Source organism: Geomicrobium sp. JCM 19037, assembly GCF_000698105.1.
GTDB lineage: Bacteria > Bacillota > Bacilli > Bacillales > Marinococcaceae > Geomicrobium_A.
The window spans coordinates 1-16,542 of sequence record NZ_BAWZ01000030.1 but is presented as its reverse complement, the minus strand read 5'-3'; the positions used below and the strand labels follow the sequence as shown (position 1 = coordinate 16,542).

The window sequence follows — 16,542 nt, the reverse complement described above, 5'->3', positions numbered from 1 at the left end:
CATCTTCCTCTCTAACTAGGTTCCATTTCAAGCGTCATAACAAAAGCGTCCTCTTTTGTATCCGTATAATATCCTTTTTCGATCCCCGTCTTCACAAATCCAAATTTCTCATATAACCGTTGTGCCGCCGTGTTGCTCGTGCGAACTTCCAACGTCATCTTTCTCGTATCGTATTGCTTTGCCGTCTCCAAAACTTCTTGAAATAACTGTTCACCATACCCATGCCTTTGCACGGAAGAATGGATAGCAAAATTCGTGATATGCGCTTCTTGCATGACGAGCCAAACACCACCATATCCGACGATTCGTGCGTCTAACTCTAACACGAAATAATGAGCAAACGGATTCTTCACAAGCTCATTAACAAATGCGTGCTCTGTCCACGGCATCGTGAATACGTCCTGTTCAACGATGAGTACTGCCGGTATGTCAGCAACCGTCATCCGTCTAATGTTCACCAATTCGCGAGCACCATTACCCATCATCACGAGATTCTTTCTGGATATTTTTCTCCGCCTCTGCCAATTGCAAATACCGGGGGACAACCGTGTCTACATTCGTTGCAGCATCTTTTTTACTTGCCAAATGGATCATCTCACTTGGCTTCGTGCGGTTGTCTGTCGCGCCTCCAAATATTGCTCGTTCGCCAAGAACTTCTTGGATTTGTTCTTTATGGTTTTCTAGATCTAAACTTAGAAAAAGAACGTTGCGCTCGAGCGTGTCCAGTTCTTTTAGCAGATCACTCATCAGCACAAGCTCGTCCTCACGGATTTGAGAAACTTCTCCATCATTTGATTCATACAAACCAGCATATACTTGCCCTCGTCTAGCATCAATAAACGGACAAATCACGGTGCTCGTATACTTCCCATTTTGGGCTAACAGCTCAAGTGAAGATACTTCATATAAGGGGATGTCCAATGAACTCGCCATCGCCTTAGCCGTAGCGACGCCGATACGCACCCCTGTATATGATCCAGGACCCGTCGTCACAACAATGCCGGTTAGATTTTTCATTTCCAGATTCGCTTGATTCATCACCTCATCAATGCCTGGCATGAGGCGAAGAGAGTGATTTTCTTTTTTTGTACGTCGTCCACTCTGCAACAATCTCGCTGTTTGTACCGATTGCAGTACCTAACACATACGTGGATGTATCCATAGAAAGAATCATCATTCATACACCTCCAACACAGATGTATAATGCAAAGCATTTGTTTTGATTTGTAAACGTCGCTCTTGCTCTCCAAGTCGTTGGAGGGTAATATGAACGGTATTTTCAGGCAATGGTACGCTCAATCGTGATGGCCATTCAATGACTGTTACTCCGTCTCCATCAACAAATTCAGAGAGACCGAGATCTTCCTCATCGCTCTCGTCCAAGCGATACGCGTCAATATGGTAAAAAGGAAGCCTTCCTTTATACTCTTTGATAATGGTAAATGTTGGAGAATTGATATTCCCTTGAACACCCAGGCCTTTTCCAAAGCCTTTACTAAAATGCGTTTTCCCTGCACCTAAATCCCCGTCCAACGTATAAACATCCCCTGGTTTGGCGACTTGTCCTAGCTGTTCCCCTAGACGCATCGTTTCTTCTGTATCATTCGTCAATATTTCGTATTCTCTCATGCCCTCACCTCTATTCAAGAACGATGTGTATATCCTTCACGCACAAGGCGTGTTTTTTGTGTGGTCGAGTTTAACGTCACATCTGCACCTTTTCCGATGACATGACCGATTATTGTAAGTGGATCTCCTATACGTTTTGCCTCTTCAGCAATACGTGGCCAATCCTCTTTCGAAACCGTACCTAGCAATTGAAAATCCTCACCACCGTTAAAGGCAAACCGTAAAGATCGTTCGCGCCCAAACGTCTCTTCCATCAACTCTGGCATCGGGATGTTGCTTTCCTCAAGTTCAATATGAACGTCACTACTTTCAGCAATCTCCCATATTTCACTTGATAAACCATCACTGATGTCATTCAATGCCATTCTCGTTGAATTCTCGGTGAACATTTGCGCAACCCCAGTATGCATCAGCGGTCGTTGATGCGCCTCAACAAATGCTTTGTTCGGGTTAGCATCTTGATTTAATAACTGCTCGAGACCTGCAGCTGAACCTCCTAATGAACCCGTAACGAAAACAACATCACCGACGCGTGCACTACTTCGAAGTAACGCCCTTCCCTTTGCCACTTCACCGAGAACCGTCACAGATATGTATAGTTCACTTTTTGATGTCACACTGTCACCGCCAATGAGATGAACCCTTGTTGCTGTGCCAAGCTTTGCATTCCATCATAAATTTCAAGAACTTCATCATCAGACCAACCACGAGGAACAGCAATGGATACAAGATAGTATTTAGGCTTTCCACCCATTGCAGCTACATCACTAATGTTTACAGCGAGCGCCTTATAGCCAATGTCTGCCGGTTTCATCGTTGATCGTTTAAAATGCACACCTTCGCATAGCGTGTCGACACAACAGATCGTCTCCAATTCAGCATTTGGCTGAATAATGCTGCATCATCCCCAATTCCGACACGCACACCTGGCTGTTTATCTTCAATTATATTATGAATCCGTTCTATTAAGCGAAATTCATCCATCATTTATACCCCTTTAAGTCAAGGCTCATAACCAATATTCTAGCATACAATTGGTGCACGTACACGAAAGTACACGCATTGTAAAACTGCCCCAAAATGCGGTTCATGAGGGTATTTGGAGGAAGAACTTCTCTCATTTTTCCAAAATCCCCACATAAGAACCGTAAATGCCAACATAAGCGCGTTTACGGTGGGATTTCGTAAGTGTTCTGGATAATAATAAGTAAAATCCCCACACACATTATCGAGCAGAGCCCGACCCATTGCGAACGCTAATTTTTTGTCGTTGTTACTCTATGCAGTGGATCATTATCGCAAATAGGCACACACAGTTACTTAGCGTTATGCTTTCGTTGGACACTAAAAATCTGCAGCATCGTCACATGAGTAGGTTCGCTTAAACACAAAAAAACAAACGATTTGTCGTTTGTATGTTTAATTGAGCTATGTATTTTTGGTTGCAACTTCCAGGCACTACAACCTTTTCTCACAGAGATGGAAAAATTCGACGTAGTGTCGAAAGTAATTTGGTTGCACTCTCCTAGTACTACAATCTAAATATTAATTGTTTGCACTCACTCAGTACCACTATCCCCTCTTGCTTCGAAGTTTAGCCGACGTAGTGTCGAGGGTAAAATTGGTTGCACCTTCCAGGCACTACAATTCTTTCTCGCAGAGAAGAAAAAAATTCGACGTAGTGTCGAAAGTTAATTGGTTGCACTCTTCGAGTACTACAATCTAAAGAATAATTGGTTGCGGGAGGAGGATTTGAACCTCCGACTCCGGGTTATGAGCCCGACGAGCTACCAGACTGCTCTATCCCGCGATGTGAAAAAACCTGGCAACGTCCTACTCTCACAGGGGGCTGCCCCCCAATTACCATCAGCGCTAAAGAGCTTAACTTCCGTGTTCGGCATGGGAACGGGTGTGACCTCTTTGCCAATGTCACCAGATTCGTTTGTGGTGTCTCTCAACGCCACGTGTAATAATATATCATGGAAAAAAAGATAATGCAAGGCATCTAGAAAAAAAAGTTTATTTATTTTTTTGCAGCCGCTAAAGCAAGGCGCAATTCTTCAATGATTTCCCCGCTATCTTCTAGGCCTACAGACATTCTCACAAGTCCTTCCGTTATACCTAAGCGTTTTTGCAAATCACTCGGAATGCTGCGGTGGGATGTTTTTAGCGGGTAAGAAACAGTCGTTTCTACTCCTGCCAATGTGGGTACAATTCGAATCCATTGTAAGCTCTTAAAAAATGTATACGCATCAAATTGATGGCCGAGGTCGAAACTTACCATCGCTCCATTACCATGATCACTTAAGGTGTTTGGATAGTACACCTTCACTCCTGGTTGCTCTTGCATAAATGTTGCCACTTCTGCCGCGTTTTTGCTTTGTTGATTCATTCGAACGGAGATCGTCTTTAATCCTCGTGTCGTGAGCCATGCTTCGAAGGGGCTGACATTCATACCTAACTGGATGACTTTTTTCTTCGCCTGCTCAACTAACGATGATTCTCCGACAAGGACGCCCGCGGTAACGTCACTGTGCCCACCAATATATTTGGTTGCACTATGTACGACCAAGTCTGCCCCTAATATATAAGGCTTAACAAAATATGGCGTCGCAAACGTGTTATCGATCATGACCCTGACGCCGTGACCCTTAGCTATTTGCGTGAGTTGTTCAATATCTTCAACCCTTAGAAGGGGATTGGCTGCAGTCTCTCCAAAAATGAGCGTTGTCTTTTCTGTTAATGCACTAAGGATATTGTTCTTATCGGCAAAAGAGGCCGTGTTTATTTGAACATTCCAGTCCGTAAGAAAGTTGTGAAAGAGGTCATACGTCCCCCCGTACACATCTTCTGGAATGAGCATATGATCTCCTGGTTTTACAGCAGCTAACACACCTGCAAGGATCGCGGACATTCCTGATGACGTAGCCACACCTGAGGGCGCCTCTTCCAAACCGGCAACAAGATCTGCTAACTCGTCTGTATTCGGGTTTCCATAGCGCGTATACATGTACCGTTCATTTTCAGGAGAGAAAAACTGTTCCAAATCATCTAAATCTGAAAAAGCGAAGGCTGACGTCTGATAAATCGGAGTTGCTTTACTATGTAAATGATTCTTTTTCCCAGACTCTTGATGAATAACTCTCCAGTCGAAATGCTTCATGGTGACTCACTCCTTTTTTCGAGTTTATCACAGTCGAATGTCGGAAACGATGACTAAAAAGAAATCTGTGAGAAAATATGACATAGTATTCTTTATATTCGATTCTGACTCTATACTTCGCTAGTATAGAATCAGAACCAAAAATTTGCTTCCCTACACTTCCAATGTCGCCATTTCAACAACTGTGCGCGCGGCTTCATTTCCTGTGTTTGGATGCTTAATCCCCGTTCTAGCCAAAGCTTGTTCACTCGTATCCGTCGTTAATACACCAAAAGTGATCGGAATATCTGACTCAATATTAAGTGAGCTTATACACTCGTCACTGCTTGGCACACATAATCATAATGTGATGTTTCTCCCCGTATTACGGCCCCGAGTGCAATGACACCATTATAGCGTTGACTTTCTACCGTCTTACGGGCGGCAAACGGGATTTCAAATGCACCTGGAACTTCAACAATATGAATATCTTCACTTTTGACGCCGAGCTTCACTAACGTCTCTTTTGCCCCTGCCATAAGTAGATTTGTAATCATTTCATTAAAGTTAGCTTTTACAATCGCAATCTTTAATCCTCTTCCGTCCAATGTTCCTCTGTACGTCTTCTCCATTTCAATGACCTCCTATATTAAGTGACCAAGCTTTTCTTTTTTTGCATTCATATAACGTTCGTTTTCCTCATATACAGTTGGTGCAAAAGGAATGATCTCTTCTACAATAATCCCAGATTTTTGTAAGCCATTCACTTTCTCCGGATTATTCGTAGCGAGAGACACTTTACTGACACCTAAATGACCGAGCATAACAGCGGCAACCGTGAATTCACGTTCGTCGTCTTTAAATCCCAACGCTTCATTCGCTTCTACAGTGTCGAGCCCGTCGCTTTGTAGTTGGTACGCTTTAATCTTTTCAAACAAGCCAATTCCTCTACCTTCTTGCCGCAAGTACAATAATACTCCGGCTTCTCGTTCACGAAGTGTGCGCAATGCGTCTTCTAGCTGCTGTCCACAATCACATCGTTTTGAGTGAAAGACATCTCCAGTCAAGCATTCCGAATGAACTCTCGTATACACTGCTTCTGGAACGGAAACATTTCCCTTTACAATCGCAACATGCTCTTCATCGTCTAACTTTGTCTTAAAGACCGTAATATGAAATGTCCCGTATTCAGTTGGAAGCATCGTTGCCGCTTCAGCCTGTATCAAATTCTCTGTACGAATGCGATATTCTTTTAAGTCTTCAATCGTAATAAGAGGTAAGTCATATTGCTTCGCAAAGTCCAACAACTCTGGATATCTGCTCATCGATCCGTCTTCGTTCATAATCTCACAAATCACACCCACTTCCCTTGCGCCACAAAGCTTAGCAAGATCTACAGTCGCTTCCGTGTGACCCATCCGAGTGAACACGCCACCATCCTTTGCGATGAGCGGAAAAATATGTCCAGGTCGTTGAAATTGCTCAGGTGTCGTGTTAGGCACTGTGAGTTGTAAAAGCGTATTCGCTCGTTCTGCCGCTGAGATGCCTGTTGTTGCCGATTTGTGATCGACGCTTACCGTAAACGCTGTTTCGTGAGGATCAGATGTGTTTCTAACCATCAAATCGAGCTGTAGCCGCTCAGCAATCTCTTTTGATATCGGTGCACAAATGAGTCCACGTCCATGTAACGTCATAAAATTAATACTTCTGCGGATATACGGTCCGCAAGTGCGACAAGGTCACCTTCATTTTCCCGATCTTCGTCATCACATACGACTACCATGCCACCTGCTAGAAGCTGAACAATCGCTTGATCAATCGTGCTTTTCATCGTTAACCTCCGTGAACTTTTCAATATATTTGGCAACCATATCGCATTCTATATTAACGGCATCTCCTTCATGTAAAAATGCAACTTCGTTGCCTTATGTGTATGGGGGATGATCGATATTTTTATTTCATTTTCTTCTACCGCGAATATTGTTAAACTCGTGCCATCCACAGCGACTGAGCCTTTCATAATCATGTAACGCGTCAGCTTTTCTGGAAGAGTGATCGAAAATTGGGTTGAATTTTGTTTCTCTTCTCTGCTCGTAACCTGACCGACACCGTCTACATGACCTGTTACGATATGACCATCAAACCTTCCCCCTGCTTGAACGGCTCGCTCCACATTAACCGGCGCATCAACTTCAAGCGTACCCATGGTCGTATCCTCCATTGTTTTTTCCATCACATCTACGGTAAAGGATTGCTTGTTGTACGAAGTAACTGTCAAGCAAACACCTGAAACAGAAATACTATCACCGATGCGTACATCTTCAGTCACTGTGCGTGCCTCGATTTCTAGTGAACAACCCCCTTCCTTCTTTTCGATAGATATAAGACGAGCGACTTCTTCAACTATTCCTGTGAACATTGCTTGATTCTCCTTTCCTTAATGATGTAATTTTTATATCAGTCCCAACATTCTTTATGTTCTGTATCTGATATTTTACGGCATGATCTAGTTCAGCTATGCCTGTACCTGCAACCGTTCCCTTCGCTTCTTTTCCACCAATCATGACCGGAGCGACATATGAAATCACCCGCTCGCATCGCCTCGCCTTCAGAAAGGCTCCATGAATCTCAGCACCCCCCTCTACGAGCAATGACCGGATTCCTCTTTTCCCTAACTCAGCCAAAACCGATGGGACGGTCACTCGTTCGTCCCAAATAATCTTTGCCACATCAGTTCCCCATCCCTTGCCATCAACCTCAGTGAAAATCCAAGTTTCGCCGGGTTCTTGAAGCATTTTAGCCTGCTCTGGTGTTTGAAGTTTGCGATCCATAATGACCCGAATAGGATTGTGTCTATCACCCGCTCCCCGAGCAGTGAGCTTAGGATCATCAGCAAGAACAGTGTTAATTCCGACTAGAATTGCATCATGAGTGGCTCTTTCTTCATGGCTATCGTCTCGGGCTTCTATGCTCGTGATCCACTTACTTTCTCCTGATACTGTTGCTGTTTTTCCATCAAGTGAACTTGCAAACTTCAACGTCACATAAGGCTCACCTGTTTTGCAGTAATGAAAATAACTACGATTTAATGCTCGAGCTTCTTCGTCATAAACTCCCGTTTGAACAGATAAGCCATGCCTTTGCAAAACTTCAATTCCCTTACCTTGTACATGTGGATTAGGTCTACAGAAGCTACGACGACCCGGGTAACTCCTGACTTTATGATGAAGTCCGTACAAGGCCCTGTGCGTCCAAAATGGCAACAAGGTTCGAGCGTTACATACAATGTTGCTCCTTTAGCTTCTCTCCTGCCATGTTGAGCGCATGAACTTCAGCGTGCTCAGCACCTGCTTTCAAGTGGGCTCCTTGTCCAATAACACCTTCATCAGATACTACAATCGCCCCTACCATAGGATTTGGAGACGTTTGACCTCTTCCTAAACGCGCCAGCTGTAACGCAACTTTCATATACCTTTGATCCGTTGTCATCTTCTCTCCCTTCTCCAATACTCATCGACACACGAAAAAAAGCTACCCGAGATTAAAACCACGGGTAGCTTTTAGAGATTGTTAAAGTGACATACGCCATTGGCATATGTTTTTACGGATAGCAAATACACGTATGTACATACATGACGACATACTGCTGCTGTTATCCTCACTTCTCCCATCCAGACTTTAACTGTCGGCTCTGGAATTTCACCAGATCCACCGCTCCAACTACTGTTGTCACGGGTCACGGACTAAAAGGTAAACGACCTCATCACCGCCGGTAGGGAATTTCACCCTGCCCCGAAGTATTAGATTTGTATTTAGTTATGTAACGAATCTTAGCACAAAGCTTCTCACCTTTCAACATATCGTTACTGTTTGATGAGACTAGAGCGTACTTAAAGAAATGGTTGTTCTAGAACGTTCGTTGTCTAACCCCAATACACAATTAAAACCGTTGCACAAATTTGTGCAACGGTTCCCATCTAGTGCATCTTAGGTGAAAATGTGTGGCAATCGGTTTCCTCTTGCTCGGTCGTAATCTTGTCGGCATTTGAGACAACATAGATTCGGTCGGCCTCGCAATGGTTCCCTTCGCCCCAATGGACACAGTTGTTTACTTCACATAAAATTTCTTGTGCCATGTTCATTCCCCCTTGCCCGCTAGTATAGCCAAAAACTACAGAGAACTTACGTGCATGGAGAAATTCTCAGTGGGTATCTTATTCATAACGAAGGGCTTCAATTGGATCGAGTTTGGCTGCTTTATTGGCTGGAAGTAACCCGAAGACCACACCCACAACCATTGAAAAACCAACACCGATAAGCATGACCGGTACAGAGACGAGAAACGGCCAATCAGCGAAAATGGATACCGTATTCGCAATTCCGGCACCTAGCGCAATGCCGATCACACCGCCGATTGTCGTTAAGGTGACCGACTCAATAAGGAATTGGAGGAGAATGTTGCCCCTCGTTGCCCCTAACGACTTGCGTAAACCAATCTCCCTCGTTCGTTCTGTAACCGAAACGAGCATGATATTCATAACACCGATCCCACCAACGAGTAGCGAAACAGCAGCTACTCCACCAATAATGGTCGTCGTGACGTTGGTGATCTGTGAAATACCTTCTTGGATCTCTTCCATGTTAATGACTTCAAAGTGACCCGTACGGTCTGTTGTTTCATTTAAATAATCCGTAACTGAGATTCCTGCACTTTGAATCGTATCTGCACTCGTAGCCTGCACATTCAACATGTCCATTTGATCGGTGCCATAGAGCATCGGCCAGACCGATTGTGGTAGCAGTGCTTCATCAACTTGAAACTCAAAAAAACTTTGGTTCGCACGATCATGAATCCCGACAATTTCAAATGGGATATTTTCGATATTTACCGTTTGACCAATCGGATTTTCTTCAGAAGAAAACAACTCTTCTGCAAGTCCAGGCTGATTGTCGTAACTCTCCGGCCCATCTCGACATCGCGGTCGTTCAAAAGTCGACCGCTTTCTGCCATGAACTCATTCAGTTCATAGTAACTCTCGTTAATGGCAAGCAGTTGTGCTCCAGAAGATTCTCGGTGACGGTATACGCTGGATGACGTTAGTGCATAAGCAATCACTTGCTCGACTGCAGGCATCGACTCAATGGCCCGTAAGTCTTCTTCAGAATACGAAACTTCTGTGTACGCATCATAATCCATTAACGATTCTTCTGGAGGCATATAATACACTTCAAACGTATTGTTGCCGCCACCTGCAAATTGGGAGGTTAACAATGCTTCCCCGCCTTTACCAATGGCTACAACCGTGATAACAGAGCCTACACCGATAATAATACCGAGCATCGTCAGCATGGAACGTAGCCGGTGATTCCAAATCGAGCGTAACGCCATCTTAAAACTATCAAAGAACGACACGATCTCGCCTCCGATCTTCGATAATTTCTCCATCTCTAAACGTCACAATCCGTCTCGCATAGTCCGCAACTTCTTGTTCGTGTGTGACGACGACAAGTGTGGCGCCTTCTTCATGCAACGTGTCAAATAGCCCCATAATCTGCTCTCCAGACTTCGTATCAAGAGCACCCGTTGGCTCATCGGCAAGGATGAGACTCGGGCGATTCACTAACGCCCGAGCAATCGCTACACGTTGTTTCTGACCACCGGAAAGCTGATTCGGTAAATGAGATACCCGCTCTTCTAACCCTACTTTCACAAGCGCTTCTTTTGCCCGTTCTTGACGTTCTTTCTTTTTTACACCTGCATAGATGAGTGGCAGTTCCACATTGTTAAGTGCACTGATTCTAGGAAGAAGGTGAAATTGTTGAAACACAAATCCAATATTTTTGTTACGAATGTCTGCGAGTGTCTTTTGCGGTTGCCCAGCAATATCTGTACCCGACAAATAATAAGAACCGGACGAAGGTTGATCCAAACAACCAATCATGTTCATAAGTGTGGATTTACCAGACCCTGAAGGACCCATGACGGCAACGAACTCATTTTCTTCAATCAAAAGTTCAATGTCTTTTAACACATGAAGAACCTGGTCGCCATTTTTATATGTTTTGTCAAGATTCTTCAGGTGAATCATCCAAAATGACCTCCATTCCTTCATAAATCATCTCAAGATTTGAAGGATCAATCACTGAATCTCCTGGTGTCACTCCCGAGATCATTTGTGTACCTTGATCACTCGTTACACCGGTCTCCACAAGACGTTGCATCGCCAATCCATCGACAATGACGTATACATACTGCATCTCTTCTTGTGTGAACGGATCCACTTCCGACTCAATGACATGTTCAGGTAACAACACGGCATCTGATTCCGCCTCGATTTCAAAGTACGCGTTCACGTGGAAACCGTGGAGCAATTCCTCTGAACCTTCTTCAAGAAGAATCTCGTATGGATATGAGGTCACGTTTGCTTCTTCAATAAGCAACGGATCGTCCTCACTCGCAGGTGATGTGCCTAACTCTGTAAGGGTTCCACTAAACCGCTCGCCTGGCATCACATTCGGCTCAACCTCAACTTCCATACCTTCCGTTAACTGAACGAGATCATATTCGGTGACGGTTCCTTGAATCGTCCACTGATGCTCTGATTGGATGTGAATTAATGATTCCCCTTCCGCAGCCATGTCAGGTGAAATTCGTTTCGTTACCGTTCCGGGCACGTCACTGTACACTTCGTGGAACTCTTCACCTTCATAATACTCCAGCTCTTCTTGCTGCTCACTGTATTGAAGGTTCGTTGTTCTGCGTTGAAATTCTAAATTATCTCTTTCAGACTGCAATTGGCTAATTAACTGATCACTTTTATTAAACGGGTCTTCTTCATCTTCGTCATCTGCTTGATTTCGTTCATTAGCTATATCCGTCTCAATAGAGGAAATTCGATCATCATATTGCTCAACCTCAAGCATCAAACGATCCAAGCTGTTACGCATCGTCACAAGTTGACGAGCCATTTCCTCATCTTCGTACGTCATGAGCAAATCCCCTTCTTGAACCTGATCGCCGACTTCCACATGAATGTCCGTCAGTGTCCCGTGTTGGGCATCTTCATAATACGACTGGTTCTCGAGCGGTTCCACAATGCCGTTTGCAATGATCGATTCATAAAGGGTTTCTTCCGTTGCCGTCACCGTCTCCACCACAACTGGATCTTCACTAATGAGCCTTCGTTTAAAATATATGAATTACCAACAATCAGTCCGGCAAGTAAAATAACACCAATAAGTATTCCAATTCGCTTCTTCATACTATTGCACCCCTTGCGCTTGCAACATCGACATGTACATAACTGCTGCTAAAATTACCATTAATAATAGATAAAAGACGGTTGATGTGACAACAATATATCGTGTACTCTTCGTAGAAACGACGCGAAGAGCAAACAGCTGAACGATGAAACACCAAACGACGAGCAGACTAAACTGTGCGAAGAAATGCGTAAAAAACGAGTCTTCAAAAAGTAAAGCCGCCACATATCCAAGACCGGTCACAGAGTACAGGTGCTCCATGCCAAACAAAAAGTAATAAGGCAAGTCAACGAGCATTACAATTATGTAAATCGGAATAAAATATGAGAATATGATAAATAGTCGCTTAAAACCAACTTCACGAAAAAAGATCCAGAAAACGAGGGCAATCGCGAGAATGGCAACGATGCTCGCGCTACGGCAAACACACCACCTAAAGCCATCATAATTGAGACAAATATCGATGCTTCTTCCTCGCCCATTCCAGGCATAGATTGATAGACTTGCATCATATCGTCTCGTACTGCGAATTGGCTCAAGACTGTAATAAGTCCTATAATAAGAGCGCCGACAGTCAACCGCCAAGCCAGACCTTTCGTCGCTTCAGATTCTTTTAATGTTGAGAAATGAGCCTTCGTATTAAAAAGACCGTGCAAAAATTTCACGCTATGTATCATTCTTCTTCCTCCTATTAACCACTTCTCTGATCCGAGTCAAAATGACAAGACTAATCCTTTCTTATTATGACAGATTTCTCATTCTAAACAACAATCTTAAAAAATTCTTTGACGTATTCTAGCAACTTTTGGTATTTTTTCATAGTTTTTGTGATTTTCCTGCGACTACTTTCACATATAGTATTGCAAAGATCTTAATGAAGAGCAGTAGTCCATGTACGAAGAGGGTGATTTCGGTCGTGGAACAGATGAAATAAAGCGCAAATGAGTTTCATTTGCGCTTAGCATTTACTCGTTATACAACCTCTGCAAAAAATCTGCCATAGCTGTATATGCTGTAATTTGATTTTCGATTTTCACAATGCCGTGACCTTCATCTTCAAATCGAATGTACTCTACGGGATGATTTCTTGCACGTAACTCCTCAATTATCTGTTCGGTTTCTGCTATAGGAACTCTCGGGTCATTCGCTCCATGTGACACCATCAACGGCGCGGTAATTCTTTCGGAATAGTGAATCGGATCAATCTCGTCAAAGAACTCTCCATCTGCTTCGATCGTTCCGTATTCGCTTTCTCGCAGTTTCCTTCTCCACGGACCTGTATTTTCAAGGAATGTTCGGAAGCTGGAAATGCCAACGAGATCTATGCCTGCGGTAAATACGTGTGGATAATGGGTCACTGCAGCTAACACCATAAATCCACCATAACTTCTGCCAATGACCGCTACTTTCTTCTCATCCACATACGGTTCTTCTTTTAAAGCTTCTGCAATTTCAATAAGATCCTTAACCGAATCCATTCGCTTCCGCACATCATCTAAATGAATATATGTCTTTCCATATCCTTTACTTCCTCGTACATTTGGTGCACATACGACATATCCAAGAGATGTGAGTGACTGAATAACGGGGTGGTACGTCGCCTTCGTTTGCCCTTCAGGACCCCCATGAACCCAAAACGCAACGGGAGTATTTTTATTATACTCTTTTGGTTTATACAGAAACGATGGAATGGATCGACCGTCAAAAGAGCGAACGGTATAAACTTCTGGTTCGATGAGCTGAGCTTCAAATTCAGATGTTGCAAGTGTGCAATAAAGACGCTCACTCACCCCCGTATCGATGTAGTGTACGTATACATCTGCCGGTTGTGTTGGTGCATTATAAATAAGATGAATCTCATTTGCCACATTCCAAGCGAGGTCCGCCAACGTGCCAAACCCTAGCTCAAACGATACGCGGTGACCACTATGAATATTCAGAATCCAACCTTTATCAATCCCGCCTTCATTCGTCGTGTATGCAAGTTTTGACTTGTCTGGATTTATCGTAAGATTTTCAATATCCCAATCTGGGTCGTCCAACCAAGTTAACTTCATCGTTTCCAAGTCCATTTGTGCAAGGCCAGTCGTCTCGCGCCCGTAATTACTCAAAACGTAAATGACCTGTCCATCACTTGAAAACTTAGGAGAATGGAACGAAGAGTTTTCATCAGTGTCAAGAAGCCAACGAATGTCCTTCGTATGTATGTTGAGAAACCCAATTCGGTTGTACAAATTCGTATATACTTCTTGAATGACGAGCTCATCCCCTGACGGACGCCAACCTAACACTCGAAATGTACCATCAGTTTCTAGAACGCGAGTAAGTTGTTTCGTATTCATATTCATCGTATAAATATCATAAAAACGAGCGTCTCGTTCATTGCTTGCCCAAGCGACGTGATGACCGTCATTTGAAATACCACCGAACACGTGTATGGCATCGTCCACTTTCGTGAGGCGGGTAATTTCTTTATTCTCCGACACAAGGTATAGTTGCTCGCGTTCATTTCCTTGAATATCCATACCGATAATCAAGTCATCAGAATTTGGAAATTTTTTTAGAAATTGAATGCGGTCTTCTGTCTCTAAAAAAGGAGCGTACGTTTTCTCAGATGAATCATACTTCCACAATTGCGGAAGACCACTTTCATCACTAATAAATAAAATACCATCTTTAACAGCTACAGGTGACGATACTGATTGCACCGATAAATAGTTGTGAATTCGTTCTTGAAGTTGAATATATACCTCTCCTTATTAAGAAAATTTCTTTAATAATAACAAATTCTACACCTAACGCACAAGAAATCATCATAGTGATCTTCTTCGTCTTCATTCCACTTTGAAAATAAAAAGCAGATGCACCTAAACGGCACATCTGTATTATCTACAATTCAAAAAGCTTACGTTACATCTAAGCCAATGACTTGAAGCGTAGCACCGGCATTATTTGGATCTAATGTTAAAGTAGAACCATCTGGACCAGTAACAGCTAATTGAACCACATCTCCCGCCCCAAGATCAAGAGAAACCTCATTAACATAATCTACATATGAGCCCGTTTCATTGCCATTTAATATCGATGCAGGTACAGGTACACCATTCACGAGAATTCTCGTTGAGACTGCTCGTGACGTTAATAACTTCATTGCATAGGAAACGCGGTACCTACCTGGTGTGTTAACCGTTACAGAGTTTGTTGTCATCGGCAAGTCTGCGCTAAATAGTTGCTCATCTGGTACTTCTACAACTGTGCCAACGCCACCAGATAACGTAATAACTTGCCCGGTTATTGACGCCCCGTATGCGTTATTAATGCTTGAACCCCCGCCTGGACCTGTTGGCCCGGCTGGTCCTTCTGGGCCTGGGTCACCTGGTGGTCCTTCTGGGCCAATTTCCCCTTGGGGTCCCTCTGGACCGATCTCTCCTTGAGGCCCTTCTGGTCCTAATTCACCCTGGGGTCCTTCTGGACCAATTTCTCCTTGCGGGCCTTCTGGTCCTGGGTCACCTTGAACTCCTTCAGGTCCCTGCGGTCCTTCTGGACCCACTTCACCTTGTGGTCCAGTTGGTCCTGGCGGGCCAGTTGCTCCCGTAGCTCCAACCCCTGGTCCGGTTGGTCCAGTTGGTCCGCTAGCGCCAGGTGGTCCCGTCACGCCAATGCCTGTAGGTCCTGTAGACCCTGTTCCAGGAGGGCCAGTTGCTCCCGTAGCTCCAGTCGCCCCTCCTCCATCGACAAGTATTTCATAACCACCCGGCACTTCATCAGGATTTCCTCCAGGATTATTAATAATCACTCGATATAATCTGCCGTTATAACTTATTAACTGCCCAATTAAATAATCATTGGCTCTCGCTGGATCATAGACTTGGATATTGAGGCCTGTAATATCATTAATTAAATTATTTTCAATCTCAATCGTATATTCACACCAACATTTGCGATTATCACCTAAATGATGCTTTTGGCGTGAGCCACAATAACAACCAACATTCGCGGGTCGATACGAGTGACCATATTCAGCATCTTTACTCATAACATTCACTCCTTTTGATCTGACATTCCTACACCTACCCATACTCTATGATATTGACCCAACGAGTGTGTCTTTTCATTTGGCAGTACATTGATACTTATGCAAGACGAGCACGTACGAGTGACAGGTAGTGGATGTATTTCGGCAGCTTTCGAAATGAATGAATAATGAGCTCCCAGACAGTTGTATAGTGGGATGTCCGGTTTGACTAGTTGGAATCATCGTTCGATAACGGGTAATCATGTATATGGGGTCTTAAAGGAAGATGAGCTTATTGAAAGCATCACCCAAGCTTTTGCATTTACACGTGAGTGCCTGTAGGCTATGGGCTGATTTTCTGGAATTGGAGAGCCGGTTTGGCTAAAATCTTACCATAGATTCATTAATGGGAGGATTTCTGATTTCTATGGTACGATTTGCACCCACGAAACGCGGAAAAGAAGACAAATCAGCCCATGAGAGGGGTTATGAG

Annotated in this window: 18 protein-coding genes, 1 tRNA gene, 1 rRNA gene, 4 pseudogenes and 1 riboswitch; all 24 genes and pseudogenes read right to left on the bottom strand. The window is 43.8% G+C overall.

The window, feature by feature from the left end:
• Positions 1-11: 11 nt before the first annotated feature.
• Positions 12-458, bottom strand: coding sequence for a ribosomal protein S18-alanine N-acetyltransferase (gene rimI / locus JCM19037_RS15745; RefSeq protein ID WP_238544760.1), 447 nt, complete (start codon positions 456-458; stop codon positions 12-14).
• Between the two features lie 16 nt (positions 459-474).
• Complete coding sequence (gene tsaB / locus JCM19037_RS15740; RefSeq protein ID WP_238544755.1) at positions 475-1,059, bottom strand: tRNA (adenosine(37)-N6)-threonylcarbamoyltransferase complex dimerization subunit type 1 TsaB; 585 nt, start codon at positions 1,057-1,059, stop codon at positions 475-477.
• Entirely contained in the window at positions 1,046-1,177 is a 132-nt protein-coding gene (locus JCM19037_RS28665; protein ID WP_255357926.1) for a hypothetical protein, read from the bottom strand. Before JCM19037_RS28665 ends, tsaB begins: the two co-directional genes overlap by 14 nt.
• Positions 1,174-1,629: a tRNA (adenosine(37)-N6)-threonylcarbamoyltransferase complex ATPase subunit type 1 TsaE gene (gene tsaE, locus JCM19037_RS15735; protein WP_042402817.1), complete on the bottom strand. Its 456-nt coding sequence runs from the start codon at positions 1,627-1,629 to the stop codon at positions 1,174-1,176. The genes JCM19037_RS28665 and tsaE overlap by 4 nt, the downstream gene beginning before the upstream one ends.
• Before the next feature lie 14 nt (positions 1,630-1,643).
• Positions 1,644-2,246 (bottom strand): thiamine-monophosphate kinase, encoded by a 603-nt coding sequence (locus JCM19037_RS23220; RefSeq protein WP_052363965.1) that lies wholly within the window; start codon positions 2,244-2,246, stop codon positions 1,644-1,646.
• Positions 2,243-2,503, bottom strand: coding sequence for an AIR synthase related protein (locus JCM19037_RS23215; RefSeq protein ID WP_373901060.1), 261 nt, complete (start codon positions 2,501-2,503; stop codon positions 2,243-2,245). The genes JCM19037_RS23220 and JCM19037_RS23215 overlap by 4 nt, the downstream gene beginning before the upstream one ends.
• The gene (locus tag JCM19037_RS25890) at positions 2,440-2,616 is read right to left on the bottom strand and encodes a hypothetical protein (RefSeq protein WP_193744777.1); all 177 of its coding nucleotides are present in this window, start codon (positions 2,614-2,616) and stop codon (positions 2,440-2,442) included. Before JCM19037_RS25890 ends, JCM19037_RS23215 begins: the two co-directional genes overlap by 64 nt.
• Positions 2,617-3,363: 747 nt before the next feature.
• Positions 3,364-3,439 (bottom strand) — tRNA-Met (locus tag JCM19037_RS15725).
• 10 nt (positions 3,440-3,449) lie between these two features.
• Positions 3,450-3,566, bottom strand: a 5S ribosomal RNA gene (rrf, locus tag JCM19037_RS15720).
• An 86-nt stretch (positions 3,567-3,652) separates the two neighbouring features.
• A complete protein-coding gene (locus JCM19037_RS15715; RefSeq protein ID WP_042402814.1) occupies positions 3,653-4,792 on the bottom strand; it encodes a PLP-dependent aspartate aminotransferase family protein in 1,140 nt (379 codons plus the stop codon).
• Between the two features lie 153 nt (positions 4,793-4,945).
• Positions 4,946-5,403: pseudogene (ribH, locus tag JCM19037_RS15710) on the bottom strand (6,7-dimethyl-8-ribityllumazine synthase).
• Between the two features lie 12 nt (positions 5,404-5,415).
• Positions 5,416-6,602, bottom strand: a pseudogene (gene ribA, locus JCM19037_RS15705) (GTP cyclohydrolase II).
• A 48-nt stretch (positions 6,603-6,650) separates the two neighbouring features.
• Entirely contained in the window at positions 6,651-7,190 is a 540-nt protein-coding gene (locus tag JCM19037_RS15700; RefSeq protein ID WP_052363963.1) for a riboflavin synthase, read from the bottom strand.
• Positions 7,171-7,917 (bottom strand): bifunctional diaminohydroxyphosphoribosylaminopyrimidine deaminase/5-amino-6-(5-phosphoribosylamino)uracil reductase RibD, encoded by a 747-nt coding sequence (gene ribD / locus JCM19037_RS23210; RefSeq protein ID WP_373901058.1) that lies wholly within the window; start codon positions 7,915-7,917, stop codon positions 7,171-7,173. Before ribD ends, JCM19037_RS15700 begins: the two co-directional genes overlap by 20 nt.
• Positions 7,857-8,239, bottom strand: a pseudogene (locus tag JCM19037_RS30240) (bifunctional diaminohydroxyphosphoribosylaminopyrimidine deaminase/5-amino-6-(5-phosphoribosylamino)uracil reductase RibD). The gene ribD and the pseudogene JCM19037_RS30240 overlap by 61 nt, the downstream one beginning before the upstream one ends.
• Before the next feature lie 187 nt (positions 8,240-8,426).
• Positions 8,427-8,575: riboswitch (FMN riboswitch) on the bottom strand.
• Positions 8,576-8,748: 173 nt separating this feature from the next.
• Positions 8,749-8,907: a DUF1540 domain-containing protein gene (locus tag JCM19037_RS24510; RefSeq protein WP_081829352.1), complete on the bottom strand. Its 159-nt coding sequence runs from the start codon at positions 8,905-8,907 to the stop codon at positions 8,749-8,751.
• 78 nt (positions 8,908-8,985) lie between these two features.
• Positions 8,986-9,300 (bottom strand): ABC transporter permease, encoded by a 315-nt coding sequence (locus JCM19037_RS30235; RefSeq protein WP_373901073.1) that lies wholly within the window; start codon positions 9,298-9,300, stop codon positions 8,986-8,988.
• Between the two features lie 237 nt (positions 9,301-9,537).
• Positions 9,538-10,112: pseudogene (locus JCM19037_RS27515) on the bottom strand (ABC transporter permease); the annotation flags it as partial.
• A gap of 58 nt (positions 10,113-10,170) precedes the next feature.
• Complete coding sequence (locus JCM19037_RS15675) at positions 10,171-10,860, bottom strand: ABC transporter ATP-binding protein (protein ID WP_042402806.1); 690 nt, start codon at positions 10,858-10,860, stop codon at positions 10,171-10,173.
• Complete coding sequence (locus JCM19037_RS15670; protein WP_042402803.1) at positions 10,838-11,917, bottom strand: efflux RND transporter periplasmic adaptor subunit; 1,080 nt, start codon at positions 11,915-11,917, stop codon at positions 10,838-10,840. The genes JCM19037_RS15675 and JCM19037_RS15670 overlap by 23 nt, the downstream gene beginning before the upstream one ends.
• Positions 11,918-12,034: 117 nt before the next feature.
• Positions 12,035-12,331, bottom strand: a complete 297-nt coding sequence (locus JCM19037_RS15665) for a hypothetical protein (RefSeq protein WP_152549098.1) — start codon at positions 12,329-12,331, stop codon at positions 12,035-12,037.
• A gap of 5 nt (positions 12,332-12,336) precedes the next feature.
• Positions 12,337-12,711, bottom strand: a complete 375-nt coding sequence (locus JCM19037_RS15660; RefSeq protein ID WP_042402797.1) for a hypothetical protein — start codon at positions 12,709-12,711, stop codon at positions 12,337-12,339.
• A 288-nt stretch (positions 12,712-12,999) separates the two neighbouring features.
• Entirely contained in the window at positions 13,000-14,742 is a 1,743-nt protein-coding gene (locus tag JCM19037_RS15655) for a S9 family peptidase (RefSeq protein ID WP_052363962.1), read from the bottom strand.
• Positions 14,743-14,939: 197 nt separating this feature from the next.
• Positions 14,940-16,070, bottom strand: coding sequence for a collagen-like protein (locus JCM19037_RS25200; RefSeq protein WP_052363961.1), 1,131 nt, complete (start codon positions 16,068-16,070; stop codon positions 14,940-14,942).
• Between the last annotated feature and the right edge of the window lie 472 nt (positions 16,071-16,542).

Excerpts from the sequence above, each read along its gene's own strand:
- tsaB (WP_238544755.1), bottom strand. The coding sequence starts at position 1,059 with ATGCCAGGCATTGATGAGGTGATGAATCAAGCGAATCTGGAAATGAAA.
- JCM19037_RS28665 (WP_255357926.1), bottom strand. The coding sequence starts at position 1,177 with ATGATGATTCTTTCTATGGATACATCCACGTATGTGTTAGGTACTGCA.
- tsaE (WP_042402817.1), bottom strand. The coding sequence starts at position 1,629 with ATGAGAGAATACGAAATATTGACGAATGATACAGAAGAAACGATGCGT.
- JCM19037_RS25890 (WP_193744777.1), bottom strand. The coding sequence starts at position 2,616 with ATGATGGATGAATTTCGCTTAATAGAACGGATTCATAATATAATTGAA.
- JCM19037_RS15715 (WP_042402814.1), bottom strand. The coding sequence starts at position 4,792 with ATGAAGCATTTCGACTGGAGAGTTATTCATCAAGAGTCTGGGAAAAAG.
- JCM19037_RS15700 (WP_052363963.1), bottom strand. The coding sequence starts at position 7,190 with ATGTTCACAGGAATAGTTGAAGAAGTCGCTCGTCTTATATCTATCGAA.
- JCM19037_RS24510 (WP_081829352.1), bottom strand. The coding sequence starts at position 8,907 with ATGGCACAAGAAATTTTATGTGAAGTAAACAACTGTGTCCATTGGGGC.
- JCM19037_RS30235 (WP_373901073.1), bottom strand. The coding sequence starts at position 9,300 with ATGCTCGTTTCGGTTACAGAACGAACGAGGGAGATTGGTTTACGCAAG.
- JCM19037_RS15675 (WP_042402806.1), bottom strand. The coding sequence starts at position 10,860 with ATGATTCACCTGAAGAATCTTGACAAAACATATAAAAATGGCGACCAG.
- JCM19037_RS15665 (WP_152549098.1), bottom strand. The coding sequence starts at position 12,331 with ATGCTCGTTGACTTGCCTTATTACTTTTTGTTTGGCATGGAGCACCTG.
- JCM19037_RS15660 (WP_042402797.1), bottom strand. The coding sequence starts at position 12,711 with ATGATACATAGCGTGAAATTTTTGCACGGTCTTTTTAATACGAAGGCT.
- JCM19037_RS25200 (WP_052363961.1), bottom strand. The coding sequence starts at position 16,070 with ATGAGTAAAGATGCTGAATATGGTCACTCGTATCGACCCGCGAATGTT.